We start from the raw sequence: 18395 nt of genomic DNA on the forward strand, positions 1-18395 counted from the left end.
GTTGTCGATATCGACAACGGATTCGGCGCCGCCTGTTACGCGCATCGGATCGTGAACGTCTGAGCGCGCGATGGATCGAAGAGGCTTTAGTACTGGAATTGCGCGGGTCCAGAGCTGTTGTTGACGCCGCCCGCGCTCCAATGCCACTTGGCGCTGCTGTGAATAAATTTGCCGCCGCTGATTACGGACATATCCCCGGCTTCCCAGTTGTTTTCTCCTCCGCTGATGGCGGAGTTTGCGCCGTCGGTTTCATTACCGTATCCGCCCGCGATGGTGGAGCCAGCTCCCCATGCATAATTGGCGTTGCCGCCGTTCACCGTGGTAAGTTTCCCAACGGCGCTATTAAAGAAGCCCCCAAGAATTGAAGAATCTTGTCCGCTGATCGTGTTGTACCAGCCGGCGACGATCCCGCTGACGCTGCTGTAGCTCTGAAAGTCGCCAAGAATCAAGTTGTGCGAGCCGGTGCGGATGTTGGCGCTGTTCGAACGCATTTGGTTGTAACCGATGGTCAGGTTTCCCAGCCCGTTCGAGATTTGACTGGTAGTGAGTTCAGGAGTGTTGGGCAGACCATTCGTCGCGCCCAGTCCATTGACAATGTGCAGGTTGCCGGTGATGGTCAGGTCTTTGTTGCTGGCCGACATCAGATTAAAGATCGCCAGCTGGGCCGGCGTCAGCGATCCGATGGGTCCCATTGGACCCGCCGGCCCCACGAGACCCATCGGGCCGGTGAGGCCCGCCAGCCCCATCGGTCCTATCGGTCCCATCGGACCGGCGGGTCCAGGCGTCGGATGCGTCTTGATATAGTTGATATTGCTGATCAGTGACGTGATGGCGTTCTGGTAAGCAACGCTTGAGTTCTGCAGCGAGGCGATGCTCGATTGCTGATAGGTGATCGTGCTTTGCTGTGCGGTGACGGTATTCTTCAGTGACGCAATCGCGGCCTGCTGGGCGATAGCCGTATTTTCCGCCTTCGTCATACGAGCCGTGAGATCGGATATCGCGTCGGCGTGCACGGGGAGGACGGACGCCAGCAGAAGCGCGACGGCAGTGCAGAATTTGAGTGTGGCGAATGGGCGGTTCATCATCGATATCATGGTCATTGTTATCCTAATATGGGCTGCGGCGAAAAGAAAGTCCGCGAAAGAAAAGAAAGAAACGACAGGCGTCTTAGAACTGGAATTTGCCGACGTTGTTGGTGTTGTAGCCGCCCCCGGCGCTCCAGTGCCATTTGACGTTGTCATGAACCGCCATGCCGCCGCTGATGACCGACATCATTCCAGTTTCCCAGTTGTTTTGTCCTCCGCTGACTGCCGAGGCGTATCCGCTGGCCTCATTGGAATTGCCCCCAGAGACAATCGACGCCTCGCCGCTGGCGTAGTTATATTCCCCCCCGGTAACAGAGGAAACTTTTCCTGTCCCCTGATTCCATCGACCGCCGCTCACGGACGATGAATCTCCAGAGGCGGCATTGTGGTAGCCGCCGCCGATGGCTGAGCTGGGTCCAGAGGCGGTATTGCCCATGCCGCCGCCGATTGTCGACGATTCGCCGTGGGCGGTGTTGTTCTGGCCGCCTAAGATCGTGGAGAGCGCACCCTCCGCAGTGTTGTTCTGGCCGCCAAGAACGGAGGACGAATTGGCTCCGATAAAATTGTAGGAGCCGCTGACAATTCCGCCGACGCTGGTGTAATCTTGATAGTCACCCAGGATCAAATTGTGTGAGCCGACGCGTATGTCCGGAACGGCTTCGGGGACGTTCACGTTCCGCAACTGGTTGTAGCCAATGATCAAGTTCCCGAGCCCATTGACGATCTGCGCGCTGGTGCTGCCAGGGTTGCCCGGCATGCCGTTGGTCGCCCCCAGCCCATTGACGATGTGCAGGTTGCCGGTGACGGTGAGGTCTTTGTTGCTGGCCGACATCAGGCTTAAGACCGCCATCTGCGCCGGAGTCAGCGCCCCGCCGACGCCCGTCGCGCCTTTGGGTCCCGCCGGGCCCATCGGACCGGCTGGTCCCATCAGACCTACGGGCCCGGCGGGTCCAGGTGTCGGATGCGTCTTGATATAGTTGATATTGCTGATCAGCGACGTGATGGCGTTCTGGTAAGCAACGCTTGAGTTCTGCAGCGTGGCGATGGCCGTCTGCTGGTTGTTAATCGTATTCTGCTGGACGGCGGCTGTATTTTTCAAGGTGGCGACCGAGCTTTGCAGGGCAGTCACCTGGGCGGCCAGATCGGAAAGAGCGTCGGCGTGGGCGGGAACGACGATCGTCAGCAGAAGAGCGGCGGCGGCGCAGAATTTCAGAGTGGCGAACGAGCGGTTCATCATCGGCGTCATGTTCGTGGTATCCTTTGGTCGAAATCGGTGGGCAATGTTTGATGAACAGAGGATATCACCCGACCGTGAGAAGAGCGTGATTGTGGTGTGAGATTTGCGTGAGATTTCCACGAGGCCGTAGAATTCAGATTGACAAAAAGCGCCGCCTTCGTCATTCCTGACAAAAGCGGCGCCTATCTCTTTACGGGAAGAGCGGATTTAGAATTTGAACTTGCCGGTCCCGTTCGAGTTATAAACTCCACCAGCGCTCCAATGATACTCGGCGAGGTTGGAAATCCCCTTCCCTCCACTGATGACGGAAGCCAATCCGTATTCCCAGTTCGTATCTCCCCCACTGACCGTGGAACCATACCCTAGGACTCGATTGTAGAAGCCGCCGCCAATGGTGGACGAGAAGCCGTACGTTGTGTTATATGCGCCGCCGGTAATCGAGGAATTTTTTCCGTTTGTTTCATTGGCGCGTCCAGCAATGATCGCCGAGCCGTCCGCAAGGGCCGAATTGAGGAATCCGCCGCTGACAGACGAAGCAAGTCCCGCAGCAGTGTTGTGCTCGCCGGCGGTGATTGCCGACAATACGCCCTGCGCCATGTTGTACTGGCCGCCCAGGGTTGATGTGGAATAACCGAGGACCGTATTGTAGTAGCCGCTGACGATCCCGCCGACGCCGCCATAACTCTGGCAATCGCCCAGAATGAGGTTATGCGAGCCTGCGCGAGTGTTTGGAGCAGAACCGCCGATTTCGATCCCTCGCTCCAGGTTGTAGCCAATGATCAGATTGCCCAATCCATTGACAGTTAAGGGGCCAGTATTGGTAGGAGTATCAGGGTGGCCATTGGTCGCTCCCAGGCCATTGACGATGTGCAGGTTGCCGGTGATGGTCAGATCTTTGTTGCTGACCGACATCAAATTAAAGATCGCCAGTTGCGCCGGCGTCAGCGCGCCGGCGGCGCCCGCTGGCCCTGCGGGTCCAGGCGTCGGGTGCGCTTTGATATAGTTAACGCTGTTGATCAGCGAGGTGATGGCGTTCTGGTACGCGATGCTTGAGTTTTGAAGTGTGGCAATGTTCACCTGCTGATTGGTAATCGTGTTCTGCTGAACGGCGGCTAAGTTCTCCAGTTTCGCCACGCGGGCTGTAAGATCGGACATCGCGTCGGCTTGCACGGGGAGGACGGACGCCAGCAAGAGCGCGGCGGCGGCGCAGAATTTCAGGGCGACGAACGAACGGTTCATCTTTGGCGTCAGGTTCATGATATCCTCTGGTGGAAATGGGGGGACAATGTTTACTGAACAGAGGATATCATCCCATCGTGAGAAGACCGTGATTGCGAGGTGAGATTAGCGTGATTTTTCGAGGTTTCGCAGCAAGCGAGCACAAAACGGGAAGATCATGCGTCCCGCAGCGCCGCCTTGTAAACCTGCGCGAGAGGCACGCCGTGCTCGGACGCCGCACGCCGGCAATCTTCGTATTCCGGCGCGACCGTCATCGTCTCGCCTCGCCAGTCCCCCACTTTGAGCCGGATTTCTCCGTAGGGGGTCACGACCGTCCGCCATGTCCGGTCCAGCGTATATCGATCCTGCGTGCGCCGGCGAATGCCGAAGGTGGTGGATTCCCGGAAGATCACGGCGGCAAGTTCATCGGCTTTGCCTGGGAGACAAAGGATGGTGAGCAGCGTCGCCGGCCGGTTCTTCTTCATTTGAATGGGAGTGAAAAAGACATCCAGAGCGCCCACCGCGAAGCAGCGCTCCATGAGCAGATCGAACGCTTCCGGACTCTGGTCGTCGATATTCGCTTCCAGAACGGCGATCGTTTGCGGGGCTGTGTCGTCCCCCATGGCTTCTTCGATCTCGCCGATTACGACGCGCAGCAAATTGGGCATGCCGGGCTTGAACTGCTTCTTGCCCGCGCCGTAGCCATTCGTCAAAAGACGCATCGACGGCAGGCGCCCGGCGGTTTCTGGGTCGGCCAGGGTTGTCACCAGCGCCGCGCCGGTCGGGGTGACCAGTTCGCCTTTGATGTCCACGGAGTGCACGGGGAAGCCTTGCAGAAGCTCCATCGTCGCGGGGGCGGGCACGGGCATAATCCCATGCTGGCAAGTAATGGCTCCATAACCGCACGGGATGGAGGAGACGGCGACGCGCTGCACGCCGAGCATTTCCAGAAGAATACAGGAGCCAACGATATCCACGATGGCGTCCACGGCGCCGACTTCATGGAAGTGGATCTCTTCCCGGCTCGTTCCATGGATCTTCGCCTCGGCGTCGGCCAGGCGCGTGAATACGGCGAGGGCCGTCACGCGTACCCAGGGCGGCAGCCCGCTGTTTTCTAAAATCGCCGCGATATCCGACAGATGCCGTCCGTGCCCCTGATCCGCTTCGATCAGAACGACATTCACATCCGTCGCGCCGATCCCTTCGCGCGTCACTTTCTGAATTGTCAGCTCATATCCAGGGACGTTCAGCGCCCTTAATCTGCTGCGAAACTCGCCTTCATCGGCGCCGCACGCCAGCAGCGCCGCCAGCGTCATATCTCCGCTGACGCCGGAGAAGCAGTCAAAGTAAGCAATCTTCATAATGTCCGTGATACCCCGATTCTCGGGCGGTCAACGTTTCCGGAGATCAGTGCGCGGCGTTTTTGCCCAGATCGGTATGCGTCGCCGTCCGGCCCGTTTTCATTTGGAACTGCTGGGCGCCGTCGGAGTAAATCACACGCAGCGGCAAGGGAGAATTTGGAAGGTTAAACCGACTGCCGCCGCCCCCGCGTTCTCCCATCGTCACAGGGTACTCCACATTGTTGAGCATCGTCAGAGAATGCGGCGGAGCCGAGAAAAACTTACGCGGGCTTTTGGTGTGTTCCGTAATGGCGAGCGGTCGATCTGTGCGATTGATGACAAGGAACGCATTTTGCGCCTTATCGGTGATAGTGATCGTTCGTCCACGCTTGTCTCGAAGTGTCCATGATGCGCCGCGCGACGAAGAAATACGGACAAACTTCGCGTCGAACGAGCGCAGCGTCACGCCCCGGCCATCGCCGCTGCTGAGTTTCAGACCGTCCTGCACAGCTTGCACAGTGATTCCAGCGGCGTTAGTGGCGTCGATCAGGCAAATTTCCTGAGTAGGAACCGATTTCTTGCCAAGAGCAGTGGTGGGAAATGTCAGGGTGACGCCAGCGAATGAGGCTTGCACCGGGTCTGCGGCCAATGGCGCGGCAATTGAGATTAACAGGACGCCAAGAAGGTAGAGGGAGCACTGGGAGCGCGGAGTCATTGTCGTTGCCTCCAAGGGGCGTCGGAAAGAAATCAAGCCTTGTCTGAAACAAATCAGACTTATTGCTCGGATGCTTTTATTCTACCCAGAAGGCGGGTTATTGACATCGAGGAGGGAAGATTGTACAATGAGGGCGCTAATGACAAATGCTACCAAATCCAATTTCGGCGAAAACGCCACTCTTCCAGAGCAGATGCAGCAAGTGCTGATGCGTGTGGCGAGGCTGCTCATCACTCCCGCCGAAGCCACGCCAACCTTCCTGGATCTTTCTTTGCTGGAGATTCGATGCCTGCGAATTATCGCCGGGCAGGAAGGGCAGAAGCTGCGTGAGGTGGCGGTTCACATGGACCTTTCCCTCCCCGGCGTGTCCCGTCTTGTGGACCGTCTGGTGAAGGACGGCCTGGTGCTGCGCCAGATCGATCCGCTCGACCGGCGCGCGGTGCAGCTCGGCACCACGGAAAAGTCCCGAGAGATTCTGGACGACTTGCGGCGGGCGCGTGAGGACCATATCGCCGCCTGCACCGCCCATCTGCCGTCTGAACAGATGGAAACAATCCTTGGAAGCCTGCGCCTGCTTGCGGACGCCGCCGAGCAGGCGCAGGAGCGCAAAACGGCCGACTAACCTTCGCCTCCATCCCCGCCGTCCATGGGAGGAGGAGGGCCGAAGTCTCCGCCATCCATCGGTGGGCCGCCGTCATCGCCCCCATCCATAGGAGGAGGAGGGCCGAAGCCGCCGCCGTCATCGTTGCCATTCATCGGAGGCGGACCGCCGCCGTTGTCATTCCCATTCATCGGCGTGCCTCCCGCGTCCTGCCCCGGGCCGCCGCCGAACCCACCGCGCCGTCCACCGCCGCCGCCAAACCCGCCCTGACCATTTCCCGCGCCGCCCTGACCACGCCGACCGCCACGTCCGAAGCCCCGCGCCGGAGGATCGACTTTTTTGTAGCCGGCCGGTACGGCGAACAGCGCAGCGCCCAGCACCTTGGACGAAATCGATTTGACCACCGAGGTCGTCACGGTCTTGATCTCCATCGGCGCCGGCGGCGCGCCGCCGTCGTCATTCGGGTTTGGACGCGCCGGGAAGGTAATGGTCGTCGTGATTTCGCTGCGCAGCGGCAGCTTTCCCTGCTTGTTGAGCATCTCCGTCAGCGGCTGCGTCAAGCCGGGAGCGCCGGCCGCGGCCAGCTGCGCCGACGGCAGCGCCGTCGCCTTTTTGCCGGCGGGCAGCGTCACGGCGTCCGAGAACCAGAGGGCGCCCGTTACTTTCGTCGTCGGAGGGGTCATCCCCGCGCCAAACCCGCCACCGCCGCCGCCAGCGCGCCGCCCACGACGATTTCCGCCACCCTGGCCGTCATCGCCCGCGCCGCCTCCCGGAGGTCCACCCCCACCCGGTCCGCCGCCAAAGTTTCCGCCTCCGGGCGGTCCGCCGTTGTCACCGCCAGGAGGCGGAGGGCCGCCATTTTCGTCACCACCGCGATTGCGTCTTCCCTGACCGCCGCCAAAGCCGCCGCCAGCCCCAAAACCACCGCCGCCGCCACGTCCGAACCCACCGCCGCCAAAGCCGCCACCGAACCCGAACGACAGGGAGCCGTCCACCGAGTACTTCGCCGCCTTTTTGGCCGCAATCGTCTGCGTGTCGCCGGTTTCCTTCAGGGTCACCTTGCTGGGCGGCGGCGGTTCGGCTCCCGGCCGAGCGAAGCGCTGTGCGCCGCTGGCAATATCCGCCAACGACTGCTCGTAATATGTCTTTTTGGCTGTATCCAGCGTGTAGATCTTGCCGGCCGCCGCATCATAGATGGTAACGGGGCCGCCCTTTTCTTCGGAGCGCGCCTTGTCGCCCTTGTAATACAGGCTGACGGTTTTCGGGAACTGCTGCGCCGCGCCTGCGCCGCCGCCAAATCCTCGTCCGCCGCCGCCTCCACCCCGGTTCATACCGCCCGTCACGTTGACTTCCGATACGATGGTCACATCCGCCCGCGTTGCGGCGGCGATCGCCGCCAGCGCCACGCCGATGGCAAGAGTAATCGCCCGCTGGCGGGTTCGAGGCGAAGAGCCGCGATTGGTGTTCATCACTGTCTCCTTGATACCGACAATACAGTCACTTCCCATGGAGGGAATGAGGTCTGAGACTATCATAACAAAGAAGCATGAAAAAGAGATGAAGGCGAAAGGACTTTTCGCTCATCTCTAAGTGACCTTCTTGACCTACCCCGGCGCTTCGCGCCCCCGAGTAACCCACCCCCGGCCTTCGGCCGGGGGTGGGTCACGAAGCGCGGGGATAAGTCACTTACGGAGCCGTCACCCCGACGTCGTTCCGCCCAATCGCCCTTTGCAGCTGGGCATCGGCGATATAAGAGTTATAGACGGCGGTCACGAACTGGTTTTGCGCCTGCGTCAGGGTCGCCTGGGCCGTCGTGACATCCAGCACCGTGCCGATGCCTTCCCTGCGAGACGCAATCACGGCGTCGTAGTTCACCTGGGCGGCGGTGACGGCGCTTTGCGCCAGCTGCGCGGCCTGGAGGTTTTGGTTGCGCGTGGAGAGAGCCTGTTCGACATCACGGCGAATGTCCTGGCGCTGCTGCTCCAGCGTGTTCGTATCGGAGTCAAAGGTCGCCTGGGCGATCCGCACCGCGCCGCGCGCGTTGCCGGCGTCGAACAGGGGATATGAGCCGTTCAGCGTCAGCGCCGTGCTGAGACCCTTTGTGCCGACATCGTTGGTCGCCTGGTATGAAAGGGTGTAGTCGCTCGTAACATTGAAGCCGGCGTTGCGCTTGGCGAGCTGCAAAGCAGCCCGGTCGCTTTCGACATTCGCCGCCTGCTGGCGCAGGTCGGGACGGTTGTCGTAGGCTGTCTTGAGCGCATCCTCTAGGATGAGAGGATTGGCCTCGGGCGTGGGAGCAGGCGGAAGCGCGCCGCCTTCCGAGATCGGGGCGAGCACCACCGGGTCGCTGGTATCCACTCCCAAAGCGTTCTTCAGCGCGGCGCTGGACGTGACGATCTGGTTTTGATTCTGCAGCAGCGTCACCTGCGCGTTGGCGAGATCCGCCTGCGCCTGGTAAATATCCTTGGCGGCGGTGGCCCCGGCGTCGATCTGCGCCTTGGTCACATCCACAGTTTGCTGAAAGCGCGCCACCTGGGACTCGGACACCTTGACTAAATCCTGCGCGAGCAGCAGCTGATAGTAGGCCTGGGTCGCGTTCAAAATCGTCGACTGGCGCGTGTTGACGTCGTTGTACTTAGCTGCATCCACGGCGCGGCGCGCCTGAGCATTGCTGGCCTCACGGGCGCCGCCATCGTACAGCGATTGGCTGAGATTGATGGTCAGCCCGCCGCCGCGTGTCGTGGTATAAGTGCTGGAGTTGGTGGTAAAGGTCGTGCCGGTGGTCCCACCCGTGGTCGTGCCCGTAGTTCCCCCAGTGGTGGTCCCGGTTGTTCCGCCGGTCGTCGTTCCCGTTGTTCCGCCCGTCGTCGTCCCTGTTGTACCGCCGGTGGTGCTCCCCGTCGTTCCATCGGTCGTCGTGAAGGTGCGCGACGTTCCGCCGAAGGTGCTTTGCGTGTTGTTCTGAAAGCTGTAACTGGGGGTGACGGTGGGATAGTACTGAGATTGCGCCTGGAGCTTTCGTCCGGACGCCTGGGTGATCTGGTCCTTGGAGATATATTGCTGCGGCTGGTGCGCCAGCGCGATCGAGATCGCCTGCTGCAATGTCAAAGGTGTCGGCAGCGTCTTGGGCGCGACGGGAACAACCTGCCCAAGTGCGGCGGGGGCCACGGCCGCCAGGACCGCCAGCACGGCGCCGAAAGAAACGAAACGGTGCGTCATAGGTATTCTCAATTCTCGTGCGCCGTCGCCACCGGCGTATCCATAAATTCTTCTTCGGGCGGCGCCATCCGGGCCAGCGCTTCGTTGGCGTCAATCGGATTTGCAACGGGCGTATCGCTGATCACGTGGCCGTCTTTAAATCGAATAATGCGCTGCGCATGATCGGCGATATCCTGCTCGTGGGTCACGACGACGATCGTTTTGCCCTCGCGGTGCAGTCGCTGGAAGATCGCCATGATCTCCTCGCCGGTGCGCGTGTCCAGCGCTCCGGTGGGTTCATCAGCCATCATCACGGGCGGATCGTTGACGAGCGCGCGGGCGATGGCGACGCGCTGCTGCTGGCCTCCGGAAAGCTGCGCGGGGGTATGCCCCATGCGGCTTTCCAATCCTACCTGACGCAGGCAGTTTCGCGCAATCTGCTCCCGGTTCCGCGCCCCGGTGTAAAAGAGCGGCAGTTCGACATTTTGCAGCGCGGATGTGCGCGCCAGCAGGTTAAACGTCTGAAAAACAAAGCCGATCTTTCGGGCGCGGATCTCCGCAAGCTGATCGTCGCTGAGACCCGAGACTTCAATTCCGTCCAATTTGTACGACCCGCCCGAAGGCTTATCCAGACAGCCGACCATGTTCATAAAGGTCGACTTGCCCGATCCCGAAGGCCCCATGATCGCGACAAACTCGCCGCGCCCGATGGTGAGGCTGACGCGACGCAGGGCATGGACTTCCATCGCCTCCATGACATACGTTTTGACCAGGTCGTTTGTTTCGATGAGTGGGTAGTCCATGCCTTGCTCCGTCTGTGTTCGAGGGTTAGCCCTCAGTTCCTGGCCCTCATCCCCCAACCCCATCTCCCAATTCTGGGAGAAGGGGAGCCAGAGTTTTTTGGGTTAGGATTTCAGAAATCTTAATCTAAAATCCCAATTTCAATCCAACTCCCCCTCTCCCAGAATTGGGAGAGGGGGCCGGGGGGTGAGGGCCGCTTACTTAGTCGCCGCCAGAGTCGCGATCAGCGTGTCCATCTGCTGCTTGGCGCGCGGGCGCTGCCGCTCGAAGGGCAGTGTGGCCGGGTTCAGCGGATTGTAGTCGTGCGGCGCGGACATCTTGGACGGGTCGAAGCCGCCACGTCCGCCCGGGCCGCCGCCGCCAGGACCACCACCCGGACGTCCGCCGCCAAATCCGCCGCCGCCGCCAGGACCTCCGCCACCAGGGCGTCCACCGCCTCCCCCCGGGCCGCCGCGTCGATCCGCCGACATCGTCGCCAGCTTCTTAAGCTGCGGGATGGAGAGGGTCGCAGTCAGCTGCTGATTGACTTTGCGCGCCTGCGCGTCGGTCATGACCGGTTTGGCGCGCCAGCTTTTGAGAACCGTGAGCACCGTCTTGGCCTGTGGTTTCGTCAGCTTCGTGCGCGGATCCTGCTCCAATTCACTGATCGCGCGCACGCTGCGGCCCACCGCGCCGATGTTCTTATGCGAATCACGCCACTTGCGCCACGCCTGCATCTTCGCCATTGCTTCGGGAGACATTTGGAAACCGCCGCCGCCCGGGCCGCCGAAGCCGCCCCCGCCCGGTCCCTGCGCGAACGCCGTTGTGCTGAGGGCGAGCAGCGCCGCCAGGGGGATGATCTGCTTGAATGTTGCTTTCATACGATTGCTCCTTGGGTTGATAAAAACTCGTTTATTCGTATCTTAACGCCTCGATCGGGTTCATTTGCGAAGCTTTGAACGCCGGGTAGAACCCGAAGAACACGCCGACGACGGCGGAGAAGCTGAACGCGAGCAGGACGGTCTGGGGCTGGATCACAATTGTCCAGCCGTTTTTGATCTGGACCAACTGCGCGCCGCCGATGCCCATCGCGACACCGAGCAGGCCGCCGACCAGCGAAAGCAAGAGCGCTTCCAGCAGGAACTGGGTCAAAATGTCCTTGCGCTTGGCGCCGATCGCCTTGCGGACGCCAATCTCGCGGGTGCGCTCCGTCACCGACACCAGCATGATGTTCATGATGCCGATACCGCCGACCACCAGGGAGACCACGGCGAGGTATGTGATCAGCGAGGAGAACGTGTCCTGCTGGGCGTCCTGCGCCGAAGCGAGGTCGGCCTGGTTGAAGATGATGAAGTCCGGGTTTCCGTCGGAAGAGATCTTGTGCTGGCGGCGCATCGCCGTATCGATCTCCGTCTGCGCCTGGGCCATCAGCGTGTCCGTGCGCGCCTGGCAGGTGATCGTCTGGATGTACTTGAGGCCGAACAAGCGGCGCATCGCGGTGGAGACGGGGACATAAACGCCGTCGTCCGGGTTGCGGAAGCCCTGGCCGCCCTTGGATTGGAACAGCCCGACGACCTTGAAGCTCTGGCCTGCGATGCGAATGGTCTTGTTCATCGGGTTCTGGCCCTCGAACAAGTTCGTCGCCGCCGTCGATCCCAAAATCGCCACGCGGGCGTTCGAGCGAATATCCGCCGTTGTGAGGTATCGGCCGGTCGCCAGCACATGGTTGCTGATGACCGGATAGTTGACGCCCGTGCCGTAAATGCTCGTGCTGGTGTTGTTCGACTTGTACTTCACCTGAGCGGTTTTATTGACCTGCGGCGAAACGCGCGAGACGGATGGGCAGTCCTTGAGAATGGCGTCGGCGTCGGCGAGGGTCATCGTGTTGGATGAGCCAAGCCCCCCGCTGACGCCGCCCGTTCGCTGCTGGCCGGGAAAGACGGTCAGGACATTGGTGCCGAGTTTCTGGAGGCTCGCCGCCACGGCGGCGCGCGAGCCCTGACCGATGGCAATCGCGATGATGACCGCGCCGACGCCGATGATGACGCCCAGCATGGTCAGGAACGCACGCAGCTTGTTCGCGCCAAGGCCCCGCAGGGCCATCGTGAGATTGACCAGCCCCTTGTCGCCGAAGGTGATCTTCGATGCGCCTTCGGTGTTCGCCGCCGCTGGGGGCGGGATCTGTTCGACCGCCATGGTGTTACCCTCTTCCACGTCCGCCGCCACCGCCGCCTCGACCACCACCGCCGCCCGCGAACGGACTGCTGGTTCCGGCCGTAGCCGATGCCGGAGGCGCCGGCGTGATCGTCTGCGTCACGATCTTCTCACCCGGCTTCAGTCCGCTGGTGACCTCGGTGGCGTCGTCGCCTTCCAGCCCCGTTTCCACGGTGCGCTTCTCCAGCTTGACGCCGACCAGGGTATTCGGATCGACTGTCGTTCCCGTCGTTGGATCGGCGGGAGCGGGCTTGCCGCCGGTTGCGATCTGGACGTAAGAACCATTGTCGTCGGACTGGACCGCTTCACTGGGAACCGCGATCACGTCACTCTTTTCGTCGATCATGAACTGGCAGTTGGCGTTCATGCCGGGCTTTAGCAATCGGAACGTCGGCGTGGAGTTGTCGATCTCGACGCGGACATTGAATGTCGTGACGTTATTGGTCACGACCGCAAGCGGATCGATGCGCGAGACCTTGCCTTCAAAAGGAATACCCGGATAGGCGTCAAAGTCCACCTCAACGGCCTGTCCCGGATCGACGTTCGCCACATCCGTCTCATCGACGGTGACGTTGACATACATGCGGCTGATGTCGCCGAGCTGCACGATCGCCGTTCCCGTCGCCACCGACGAAAGGCCGGACGTGATGATCGTTCCCTGACCGACATACTTCGTGAGAATGATCCCGTCGGTTGGGGAGCGCACGACGGTCTGATCCAGCGTGGTGGTCGCGTTGGTCAGCGACGCTTTGTTGGAAGCGATGCTGGCCTGACTGACTTTGATGTCATCCTGCTTGATCCCATTATTCGCCTGATCGGCGATCGATTGATTTAATGCGACCTGAGATTGTTTGACCTGAGCATCGGCCTGCGCCAGGGCGGCCTGCGCCTGAGCGACAGCGTTTCGCTTGGTCGCGATGTCCACGGAGCCTGCCTGCGCGCTTTGCAGCGCGGCCTTGGTCTGCGCGACCCGGGCGTCGGCGGCCTGGGCATTCGCCTGCTGCTCGGCGCCGATGGTCCGCGTTTTTTCCTGAGCCGATTGTGTCTGCGCCACACTCACATCGTACGCAGCCTGCGCGGCGTCAGCAGACTGCTGGGACACATAACCCTTTTGCAGCAGGGTCTTTTGGCGCGTGAGCTCCGCCTGAGCATTCTTTTGATTGGCGAGGGCCTGATCGTACGCCGAACGCGCCGACGCCACATCCTGCTGGTTCGTTGAGGTCAGGGCGGTCCGCGCCTTGATCGCCTGATCCAGGTTCGCCCTGGCCTGCGCGATGGTCGCGGCCGTCTGGCTCGGCTGCGCCGTTGCCTGACTGCGGGCGTCGGCGAGCTTTGCCACGGCGGACTGCCGGTTGGCCTGGGACGCCAGCAGCGCCGCCCGTGAGTCCTGGATCGCGATCTGGCTTTGCGTCACCTGAAGGCCGTAAGTCTTCGCCGCCTGCTGCGTTTTGACGATGGCGCTGTCCATCTGCGCCTGCGCTGTATTCACCGCAAGCTGCGTATCCGACGGATCAATCTTCGCCAGCACCTGGTTGGCCTTGACCACCGAGCCGACATCCACCAGCAATTGATTGACCCGTCCGCCGGCCTTCGATTTGATATCGACCGTGGACCAGGGCTGAAGCGTCCCCGTCGCCGAGATCGTCTTCTTGACGGCCCCTGTCTCCACGGCCGCCACTTTGTACTTCACCTGCTGGTCCGGGCTCGATCCGCGCAGCTTCGCGGTCACGAACACCGCACACGCCACAATCAGCACCAGCGCGATAATCATCGGGAGTCGTTTCACGTTTGTCTTCCTCTGCTTTTGAGTCTACTCCCCAAAAATGAAAAACTTGTGAAATCATGAAGATGATTGCAATCGATGCAATTTTGGCCGTTCACGCGCTCGGCAGCGTCACACGAACACTCGTCCCCACGCCGGGCGTTCGATCAAAAAACGCCGTGGTAAGAATTCCCCGGTTATAAAAACCGGGTCTGGGAAGCGCTTCGCGCTAACCGTCCGTGCCGGACGGACAAATGTGGTGTCGTTGCCGGGATCAATCTTCTTGGTTATCCAGCCCGAACTTTTCGGCGTGCATCCAAATCGTGTTGGCGGCGTGATGCTGTTTTTGGTTGTGGATATATTCCACGACACGTTCGCGATGGGAGGGGCTAAAACTGAATGCCCCATAGCCTTCCTGCCAGCCAAAGAAATCCCCATTCGCAGTTGCGTCTCTGGCAAACGCGGAAGACACGCCTTTGACCTGCTTCATCAATTGCGCAATCGTTGTCGTCGCTGGAAAAGAGACAGCAAGATGAACGTGATCCGGCATGGTTCCGACTGCCAGGACATCACACTTTTGACGGGCACATTCCTCGTGTATGCACCGAATGATGTCATCCTCCAAGGCGTCAGTCACAATCGGATGCCGCTCATATGTGGCCCATACCAGATGCAAATAAACACTGATCGTATTACGTTTCGCCAAAACCATCGATCCATCTCCATCGTCGTTTGACGCTTCACCATTCGATCACGAATATTTGTCCGTCCGGCACGGACGGTTAGCGCGGAGCGCTTCCCAGACCCGGTTTTTATAACCGGGGAACAATTAATGAAAACGTGATGTTAAGCGTAATCCTACTTCTATTTTGGCTGTTCACGCGCTCGGCAGCGTCACACGAACAGTAGTACCCACGCCGGGCGTGCTGTCCACCGTGAGATCGCCGTGGTGCAGGTCGACGATGCTTTGGCAGATGGCGAGGCCGAGGCCGGTGCCGCCGTGGGCGCGGGAGCGGGCGGCTTCGGCGCGGTAGAAGCGTTCGGTGACGTGGGGGAGATGCTCGGGCGCGATGCCTTCGCCGGTATCGGAGACAATGACGACGATAGAACCGCCGTGGACCTCGGAGGACACGGTGATTTGTCCGTCCTGGGGAGTGTAGCGGGCCGCGTTTTCAAGAAGGTTGCTGAGGAGCCGGACGAGGGCGTCGGGCTGGCCGCAAACCAGGGCGTCGGGCGGGTTGAGACGTACGGAGACAGGCGCGTGATTGGCGCCCTGGACAGCCGGCAGCGCCTGTTCAACGATTTCGGCGAGCGCGACTGGCCGTAGATCGTAACTGAGCTGACCGGCGTCGGATCGGGCGAGAAGCAGCAAATCCTGGACGATCCGATTCATGCGGTCGGCGGCGCTGTCCACGGTTTGCAGGGTCTTGCGAAGCTGCTCTTCCGTCCGCGAGCTTGTCAGCGCCAGGCTCGTATTCGCCTTGATGATCGTCAGCGGTGTGCGCAGTTCGTGGGAAGCGTCGGCGGTGAAGCGCTGCTGCTGCTGGAACGCCTGCTCCTGGCGCTCAAACGCCGTTTCCAGCCGCCCGAGCAGGCCGTTGAACGCTTCGGCGATCTCCGTGAACTCATCGTGTCCGATCACCGGCAGACGCTGGGACAGCTTTTCGGCTTCGATCTTGTTCGCGGCGTGCGCGATCTCACGGACCGGGCGCAGAGCGCGATCCGTCAGAAACGCGCCGCCAAGGCCGGCGATCAGGAGGACGAATGGGATCAAGGTCATCAAGATCCGCTGCATACGGGCCTGCTCCCCTTGCAGATGAGCGAGCGAATTCGCGCATTGCACCACGGCGAGAACCTTGCCGTCCTGCGTCAGGGGAGCGGAATACACGCGTGTGTCGCCGTCGCTGGCATGTACGGTAGTATAGACAGAGTAGCCTTGTGTGGCGCGCTCAAATCCCGCGCGATCCCAGAGCGCGGAGCCGTGCGACAGCGGCTTCATGTCCATTCCGAAGAAGCGCGGCCGCATCTCGCCAAATTTTTCATCGCCCGGGCCATCGCCCGGCCCCGCGGGACGCTTCGGCTGCTTATCCTGCGAAGCGGGACGCCGATCAAAGCGCGGTGGATGTGGGTTTCGTCCCGCTAGAACATTGGCCGTTTCCTCGGGAGTCGCATGGGCGAAGAACCCCTGCGCCCAGAGCACTCTTTTCAGGAGCCCTTGATCCACGGCGGCGGCGACATTGGCGCGGAACGAGAACATAAAAACGGCGCCAAGCACGATCAGCACGAACGCCAGGATCCCGACGTTCCAAAGCGTGATGCGCACGCGCACCGAGTTCAGGGAAAAGCGGGGTCGGGACGTCGTCATGGGGTGTCCTCAGGACGGGGAGCGCGCAGGGTGTAACCAACGCCGTGCACGGTATGGATCAATTTGTCGGCATGCCCCGAGTGCAATTTGCGGCGAAGAAGCCCGACATACACGTCGACGGTGTTGGAGAGGCTCTCTTCGTCCTGCCAGACCTGCTCTAAAATCAGATCGCGCGTCAAGACCTGGCCTTCGTGCCCGGCCAGCGCCTCCAGCAGCGCGTACTCGCGCGGCGTCAGCGTAATCTCCACGCCGGCGCGCGTGACGCGACGCAGGCGGGTGTCGATCTCCAGATCGGCGATGCGGATGGTGCGCGCCTTGTGCATGCGATCGCGTCTCAAGAGGGCCTGGACGCGGGCGATCAACTCGCTGAAGTCGAAGGGCTTGGGCAGATAATCGTCGGCGCCCATCTCCAGGCCGCGCACCCGGTCCTGAACGGCGTCGCGCGCCGTCAGCATAAGGATCGGCGTCGCATTGCGCTCTTCACGAAGCGTCTTGCAGATCGTCCAGCCATCCATCCCCGGCAGCATCAAGTCCAGGACGATCAGCGCGTAGATCCCTTCCTGGGCCATCTCCAGGCCGCGCCGGCCGTCATCGGCCGTCTCGACCGTGTAGCCGGCCTGCTCCAGTCCCAGCGCGATCACCTCGGCGATCGGCCCTTCGTCCTCAATCAGTAAAATTCGCATGATGTGATGTTACCTTACCACTCAAAGATGAAAAACTTCTGAAGCCAGTGTCGCAAGAGAAGCATTAATCCACTTTTCACAGTTGCGCGATTGCAGGTGATTTGATAGAATAGGATATGAAGACAAAATCGCCGCGCATGGCCCATGCATTCACCTTGATTGAACTGCTCGTCGTGATCGCCATCATTTCGATCCTCGCGGCGATTTTGTTTCCCGTATTCGCGAAGGCGCGCGAAAAGGCGCGGCAGGCCAGCTGCCAGTCTAACGAGCGCCAGCTGGGCCTGGGCATACTGATGTACGCTCAGGACAATGACGAGTTCCTGCCGCCCACATCCACCGACGGCGGCGTCCTCTGGCCGGACCTGATCAATTCGTATCTGAAAAACGACAAGATCCGTCTCTGCCCTTCGGATTCTGTTTCCACGCTGAACTCCTACGGCCTCAACGAAATCGCCTTTCCCGACTTCGAGGACGACGACCATTTACCGACCCAGTCGCTGGCGGCCTTCCAAACGCCTACTGACACAATCATGCTCGGTGAACTTGGCGTTGGCTCCGAGACCGATCCAAACGATCTGAAGACGCCGCGCCAGAACGCCTACAAGCTGACTGCCCCCAGCAGCGAGATCAATCCTGGCGACACCGCCGACGCCCGTCCCTCCGCGCGCCACACAGATCGCGCCAACCTCACGTTCATGGACGGTCACGTCAAAGCCATGCGCCTGGAGCAGTTCTACATCGGGCAGACGCCGCCGGATAAGTTCTTTACGCCTTAGCCTTCCCTTCCCAAGCCATGAGAGATCGATGAATTTCCAAGAAACGACGGATGAGTTTTTTATTCGCGCCTGCCAGGAGTATCGCGACGCCCTCGTTCAGGCGTCGCTCGGTCCCGTCACCGACAACTCCGAATATCTCGCGGCGAGAGAGCGTATTGAGCGCAAACTACGCTCAATGCGTCCGCGTGTGGATGATGAACCAGCGACGCCGGGCGCCCCCTTGGCCATGCCGAAACTGGCGATTCCAAGTTCGCCCGAGCCAGCGGATGCCTGGGAATCGCAGCACAATGACGCCGACTGGCATGTCCGCGCCTTGATTACCTTTGGTAAAATCGTGGGCGAGCCGATTTCTTCGGCCGCCATGAATGAGGCGATTTCCGTGGCGCGAACGGCGCTGCTTGGCGAAGCGCTAATCGCTTCC

17 protein-coding genes are annotated in these 18395 nt (G+C 60.9%); 3 read left to right on the top strand and 14 right to left on the bottom strand.

Annotated features, from left to right (window positions below; genetic code table 11):
- Positions 1-86: 86 nt before the first annotated feature.
- From ABIZ35_RS18450 to ABIZ35_RS18470, 5 genes are all read right to left on the bottom strand, one after another.
- The gene (locus ABIZ35_RS18450) at positions 87-1094 is read right to left on the bottom strand and encodes a hypothetical protein (RefSeq protein ID WP_348221387.1); all 1008 of its coding nucleotides are present in this window, start codon (positions 1092-1094) and stop codon (positions 87-89) included.
- A gap of 73 nt (positions 1095-1167) precedes the next feature.
- Complete coding sequence (locus ABIZ35_RS18455) at positions 1168-2331, bottom strand: hypothetical protein (RefSeq protein ID WP_348221388.1); 1164 nt, start codon at positions 2329-2331, stop codon at positions 1168-1170.
- Between the two features lie 198 nt (positions 2332-2529).
- Positions 2530-3579, bottom strand: a complete 1050-nt coding sequence (locus ABIZ35_RS18460) for a hypothetical protein (RefSeq protein ID WP_348221389.1) — start codon at positions 3577-3579, stop codon at positions 2530-2532.
- A 137-nt stretch (positions 3580-3716) separates the two neighbouring features.
- Positions 3717-4901 (bottom strand): nickel pincer cofactor biosynthesis protein LarC, encoded by a 1185-nt coding sequence (gene larC / locus ABIZ35_RS18465; protein WP_348221390.1) that lies wholly within the window; start codon positions 4899-4901, stop codon positions 3717-3719.
- Between the two features lie 46 nt (positions 4902-4947).
- Positions 4948-5595, bottom strand: coding sequence for a hypothetical protein (locus ABIZ35_RS18470; protein WP_348221391.1), 648 nt, complete (start codon positions 5593-5595; stop codon positions 4948-4950).
- Between the two features lie 139 nt (positions 5596-5734).
- Between ABIZ35_RS18470 and ABIZ35_RS18475 the strand changes: the two genes are divergently transcribed.
- A complete protein-coding gene (locus tag ABIZ35_RS18475) occupies positions 5735-6217 on the top strand; it encodes a MarR family transcriptional regulator (protein ID WP_348221392.1) in 483 nt (160 codons plus the stop codon).
- On the opposite strand, the gene ABIZ35_RS18480 is transcribed toward ABIZ35_RS18475, so the two are convergent.
- The 9 genes from ABIZ35_RS18480 to ABIZ35_RS18520 all read right to left on the bottom strand — a co-directional run bounded on the left by ABIZ35_RS18480 (position 6214) and on the right by ABIZ35_RS18520 (position 17198).
- On the bottom strand, positions 6214-7665 hold the full coding sequence (locus tag ABIZ35_RS18480) for a hypothetical protein (RefSeq protein WP_348221393.1): 1452 nt from the start codon (positions 7663-7665) through the stop codon (positions 6214-6216). The genes ABIZ35_RS18475 and ABIZ35_RS18480 overlap by 4 nt on opposite strands.
- Before the next feature lie 217 nt (positions 7666-7882).
- A complete protein-coding gene (locus ABIZ35_RS18485) occupies positions 7883-9415 on the bottom strand; it encodes a TolC family protein (protein WP_348221394.1) in 1533 nt (510 codons plus the stop codon).
- An 8-nt stretch (positions 9416-9423) separates the two neighbouring features.
- Positions 9424-10197 (bottom strand): ABC transporter ATP-binding protein, encoded by a 774-nt coding sequence (locus ABIZ35_RS18490; protein ID WP_348221395.1) that lies wholly within the window; start codon positions 10195-10197, stop codon positions 9424-9426.
- Positions 10198-10392: 195 nt separating this feature from the next.
- Positions 10393-11055, bottom strand: coding sequence for a hypothetical protein (locus ABIZ35_RS18495; protein WP_348221396.1), 663 nt, complete (start codon positions 11053-11055; stop codon positions 10393-10395).
- Positions 11056-11086: 31 nt separating this feature from the next.
- A complete protein-coding gene (locus tag ABIZ35_RS18500) occupies positions 11087-12370 on the bottom strand; it encodes an ABC transporter permease (protein WP_348221397.1) in 1284 nt (427 codons plus the stop codon).
- A 4-nt stretch (positions 12371-12374) separates the two neighbouring features.
- Positions 12375-14174, bottom strand: a complete 1800-nt coding sequence (locus ABIZ35_RS18505) for an efflux RND transporter periplasmic adaptor subunit (protein WP_348221398.1) — start codon at positions 14172-14174, stop codon at positions 12375-12377.
- Positions 14175-14424: 250 nt separating this feature from the next.
- Complete coding sequence (tnpA, locus tag ABIZ35_RS18510) at positions 14425-14862, bottom strand: IS200/IS605 family transposase (RefSeq protein ID WP_348221399.1); 438 nt, start codon at positions 14860-14862, stop codon at positions 14425-14427.
- Positions 14863-15027: 165 nt separating this feature from the next.
- Positions 15028-16515, bottom strand: a complete 1488-nt coding sequence (locus ABIZ35_RS18515) for an ATP-binding protein (RefSeq protein WP_348221400.1) — start codon at positions 16513-16515, stop codon at positions 15028-15030.
- A complete protein-coding gene (locus ABIZ35_RS18520) occupies positions 16512-17198 on the bottom strand; it encodes a response regulator transcription factor (RefSeq protein WP_348221401.1) in 687 nt (228 codons plus the stop codon). Before ABIZ35_RS18520 ends, ABIZ35_RS18515 begins: the two co-directional genes overlap by 4 nt.
- 116 nt (positions 17199-17314) lie before the next feature.
- Between ABIZ35_RS18520 and ABIZ35_RS18525 the strand changes: the two genes are divergently transcribed.
- Together ABIZ35_RS18525 and ABIZ35_RS18530 are read left to right on the top strand one after the other, a co-directional pair.
- Positions 17315-17974 (top strand): DUF1559 domain-containing protein, encoded by a 660-nt coding sequence (locus ABIZ35_RS18525; RefSeq protein WP_348221402.1) that lies wholly within the window; start codon positions 17315-17317, stop codon positions 17972-17974.
- A gap of 28 nt (positions 17975-18002) precedes the next feature.
- On the top strand, positions 18003-18395 hold a 393-nt coding region (locus ABIZ35_RS18530), incomplete at its 3' end, for a hypothetical protein (protein ID WP_348221403.1).

The organism is Capsulimonas sp., from assembly GCF_039929585.1.
GTDB lineage: Bacteria > Armatimonadota > Armatimonadia > Armatimonadales > Capsulimonadaceae > Capsulimonas.

Excerpts from the sequence above, each read along its gene's own strand:
- ABIZ35_RS18485 (WP_348221394.1), bottom strand. The coding sequence starts at position 9,415 with ATGACGCACCGTTTCGTTTCTTTCGGCGCCGTGCTGGCGGTCCTGGCG.
- ABIZ35_RS18515 (WP_348221400.1), bottom strand. The coding sequence starts at position 16,515 with ATGACGACGTCCCGACCCCGCTTTTCCCTGAACTCGGTGCGCGTGCGC.
- ABIZ35_RS18455 (WP_348221388.1), bottom strand. The coding sequence starts at position 2,331 with ATGACGCCGATGATGAACCGCTCGTTCGCCACTCTGAAATTCTGCGCC.
- ABIZ35_RS18525 (WP_348221402.1), top strand. The coding sequence starts at position 17,315 with ATGAAGACAAAATCGCCGCGCATGGCCCATGCATTCACCTTGATTGAA.
- ABIZ35_RS18500 (WP_348221397.1), bottom strand. The coding sequence starts at position 12,370 with ATGGCGGTCGAACAGATCCCGCCCCCAGCGGCGGCGAACACCGAAGGC.
- ABIZ35_RS18480 (WP_348221393.1), bottom strand. The coding sequence starts at position 7,665 with ATGAACACCAATCGCGGCTCTTCGCCTCGAACCCGCCAGCGGGCGATT.
- ABIZ35_RS18495 (WP_348221396.1), bottom strand. The coding sequence starts at position 11,055 with ATGAAAGCAACATTCAAGCAGATCATCCCCCTGGCGGCGCTGCTCGCC.
- ABIZ35_RS18460 (WP_348221389.1), bottom strand. The coding sequence starts at position 3,579 with ATGAACCTGACGCCAAAGATGAACCGTTCGTTCGTCGCCCTGAAATTC.
- ABIZ35_RS18490 (WP_348221395.1), bottom strand. The coding sequence starts at position 10,197 with ATGGACTACCCACTCATCGAAACAAACGACCTGGTCAAAACGTATGTC.
- tnpA (WP_348221399.1), bottom strand. The coding sequence starts at position 14,862 with ATGGTTTTGGCGAAACGTAATACGATCAGTGTTTATTTGCATCTGGTA.
- ABIZ35_RS18470 (WP_348221391.1), bottom strand. The coding sequence starts at position 5,595 with ATGACTCCGCGCTCCCAGTGCTCCCTCTACCTTCTTGGCGTCCTGTTA.
- ABIZ35_RS18450 (WP_348221387.1), bottom strand. The coding sequence starts at position 1,094 with ATGATATCGATGATGAACCGCCCATTCGCCACACTCAAATTCTGCACT.
- larC (WP_348221390.1), bottom strand. The coding sequence starts at position 4,901 with ATGAAGATTGCTTACTTTGACTGCTTCTCCGGCGTCAGCGGAGATATG.
- ABIZ35_RS18475 (WP_348221392.1), top strand. The coding sequence starts at position 5,735 with ATGACAAATGCTACCAAATCCAATTTCGGCGAAAACGCCACTCTTCCA.
- ABIZ35_RS18520 (WP_348221401.1), bottom strand. The coding sequence starts at position 17,198 with ATGCGAATTTTACTGATTGAGGACGAAGGGCCGATCGCCGAGGTGATC.